4 protein-coding genes are annotated in these 2,452 nt (G+C 52.4%); 1 reads left to right on the top strand and 3 read right to left on the bottom strand.

Annotated features, from left to right (window positions below; all coding sequences use genetic code 11):
* From HOL66_12580 to HOL66_12570, 3 genes are all read right to left on the bottom strand, one after another.
* On the bottom strand, window positions 1–145 hold a 145-nt coding region (locus tag HOL66_12580; protein MBT5245067.1), incomplete at its 3' end, for a hypothetical protein.
* An 84-nt stretch (window positions 146–229) separates the two neighbouring features.
* Entirely contained in the window at window positions 230–541 is a 312-nt protein-coding gene (locus HOL66_12575; GenBank protein MBT5245066.1) for a hypothetical protein, read from the bottom strand.
* A gap of 2 nt (window positions 542–543) precedes the next feature.
* Window positions 544–909 (bottom strand): response regulator, encoded by a 366-nt coding sequence (locus HOL66_12570; protein MBT5245065.1) that lies wholly within the window; start codon window positions 907–909, stop codon window positions 544–546.
* Between the two features lie 118 nt (window positions 910–1,027).
* Between HOL66_12570 and HOL66_12565 the strand changes: the two genes are divergently transcribed.
* The gene (locus HOL66_12565; protein ID MBT5245064.1) at window positions 1,028–2,359 is read left to right on the top strand and encodes an FAD-binding oxidoreductase; all 1,332 of its coding nucleotides are present in this window, start codon (window positions 1,028–1,030) and stop codon (window positions 2,357–2,359) included.
* The last annotated feature ends 93 nt before the right edge of the window (window positions 2,360–2,452 follow it).

Genomic DNA, 2,452 nt, shown 5'->3' with positions numbered 1-2,452 from the left:
CCTTGGACAGATTATGATTGTCGAGAAAATCCGGCAGCAATTCCGAAAGGGTCTCAGCCGAAGAACTGCCAACAGAAAGCACAACCGCAAAAGCAGCGGCCATGCCGACACAAACCCATCGCCGGTTCGAGTGGAGTATATTCATTCGTTAATCGCTAACCAAAACGTACGTTCAGGCTATATGTAGCGTTGGCAGGCCTTAATAAATATAAAATATAAAACCCTTTGTTCATGGCCAGGCGTATCGAAAAATAACGACGGCGATACCGATAAAGGGGATTGGCAGCAACGCCACCTTGATAATTCCCGAATAGTTTGTGGCGGCAAAGCGTCGCCATCCATGGACCAGCGTATGGGCGCAGAGCATTGGCACGGCGATAAGGGAAATCAGGGAAACGATCATCATCGGTGTCGTTTGATCGCCCGCATCACCGTAGTAGCCCAGGGCTAATGAGAAAACGACGGTTGCCCCGATACCTAAAAAAAACCATAAAAATGAAAGCCCAAGCAACAGGGCAAGATTGGCATTTTTAGAATTCATATTTAGTCAAGAAATTGGGCGACATTTTCCAGGAAACTGGGAACCGAGACTGGTTTGGCAATGTAGGCTGAAAAACCGGCCTCCATAATTTTTTCCTGATCCCCTTTCATGGCGAAAGCGGTAACTGCAATAACCGGGATATGTTTCAGGTTTTCATCGGCCTTCAGTATTTTGGTGATATCAACACCCGACAGCCCCGGCAACTGAATATCCATAACGATCAGATCGGGCAATTTTTCGCGGGCCAGATCAACGGCGTCCGAGCCATCTACCGATTGTATCGTGTTGTAGTCATGGGCTTGCAGAAGGTCCGTGAACAGCCGCATATTCAGTTCATTATCTTCAACAATCAAAATGGTCTTAGACATCTTTAACCTTCTTGAGCAGGGATGTTATATTGTCACTATATCTACACTCTCTGTCATGTATATACCATTACGTAGAAATGCAATACACGAACCGAACAGGTAGGGGCAGGAAATCGCCATGAAAATGACGCCTTATTGGTGGGAAGATGCGCCGCCAAAGCCTTGTGAGATGATAGAAATTCCGGGTTCGGTTGATGTCGCTGTTATCGGCGGTGGCTACACCGGCCTTTGCGCGGCCCTTGTTCTTGCCCGGGGCGGCGCTTCGGTAATGCTTTACGAGGCCGGGGAAATGGGCTGCGGAGCCAGCACCCGCAACGGCGGCATGGTCGGTCCCAGCTTTCACAAACTGGGTATTGCCGGATTGAAGAATAAATTCGGGGTGGCCCGCGCTGACGCCATCCTTCGCGAAAGCATCGGTTTCGTCGATTATCTGGAAAATTTTATCACGACTGAAGGTATTGATGCAGAGTTCAAACGTACCGGGCGGTTCCGTGGCGCGTTGAGACCTGATCATTTCGACGCTATGGCCCGGGAACTGGAAATTTTGCAAGAATCAATTGGTGTGGAGGGCGCGTTGGTGGCAAAAGCCGATCAACATGAGGAGTCCGGCTCGCCGCGCTTTCATGGCGGTATTGTCCTTGATCGGGATGGCGGCTTGCACCCGGCCAAATATCATGACGGACTGGTCAGGCGGGTTCGCGAAGCCGGTGTTATGATCGCGGCGGAAACAGCGGTTACGCAAATCGAAAAAACCACCGCCGGGTATATCCTTAAGTCAGCACGCGGAGATATCAAGGTCGGGCAAGTGGCCGTCTGTACGAACGGCTATACGGGTCCTGTAACCCAGGAGTTGCGACGCCGGGTGATCCCGTTACGCAGTTCCATGATCGCAACGGAGCCCCTGGACCCGGCATTGATGAAGCAATTGATGCCAAAGGGCCGGGTTTACGGGGACAGTCGCCGGGTCGTCGCTTACTACCGCCCGTCACCAGACGGCAGCCGGATTTTGTTTGGCGGACGGGCGGCGCGCTTCAAGGACGTTCCCGCCGCCAACCTGCGCACGCTGCGCTCCTTCATGCTCGAGATTTATCCGCAATTGGCGGACGTCGCCACCGACCATGTCTGGTCGGGTCTTGTCGCCTATACATTTGATCACGCCCCCCATATCGGTCAATTCGGTGGTGGAAAACAGGACGGGATGTTTTATGCCATGGGCTACTGTGGGTCAGGGGTCGCGCGTTCAACCTACTTTGGCAACAAACTGGGGCTGAAAATACTCAGTAAGTCCGGGGCCGAGACGGCGTTCGATAATTTGCCCTTCGAGGGTCGCCCGCTTTATGGGGGGCACCCCTGGTTCATGCCGGCGGTCATGACGTGGCACCGCATCGCCGACAAGTTAGGGATGTATACCCCGTTCACGTCAGAACCCGAAACCCCTTGGGCGATATGATGCGGAAATTATCTGATACATCGTCGCATAAACCGCCCCAGTTTTTGGGAACGTCTTCCTTCAAAAAGCCAAGCATAGTGGTGCAAAATTCAT

It is taken from the genome of Rhodospirillaceae bacterium (assembly GCA_018662005.1).
In the GTDB taxonomy this organism is placed as follows: domain Bacteria; phylum Pseudomonadota; class Alphaproteobacteria; order Rhodospirillales; family JABHCV01; genus JACNJU01.
This window is presented reverse-complemented; position numbering and strand designations above follow the sequence as displayed.

Bases quoted from the DNA above. Each gene is read 5' to 3' on its own strand.
- HOL66_12575 (MBT5245066.1), bottom strand. From the start codon at position 541: ATGAATTCTAAAAATGCCAATCTTGCCCTGTTGCTTGGGCTTTCATTT.
- HOL66_12565 (MBT5245064.1), top strand. From the start codon at position 1,028: ATGAAAATGACGCCTTATTGGTGGGAAGATGCGCCGCCAAAGCCTTGT.
- HOL66_12570 (MBT5245065.1), bottom strand. From the start codon at position 909: ATGTCTAAGACCATTTTGATTGTTGAAGATAATGAACTGAATATGCGG.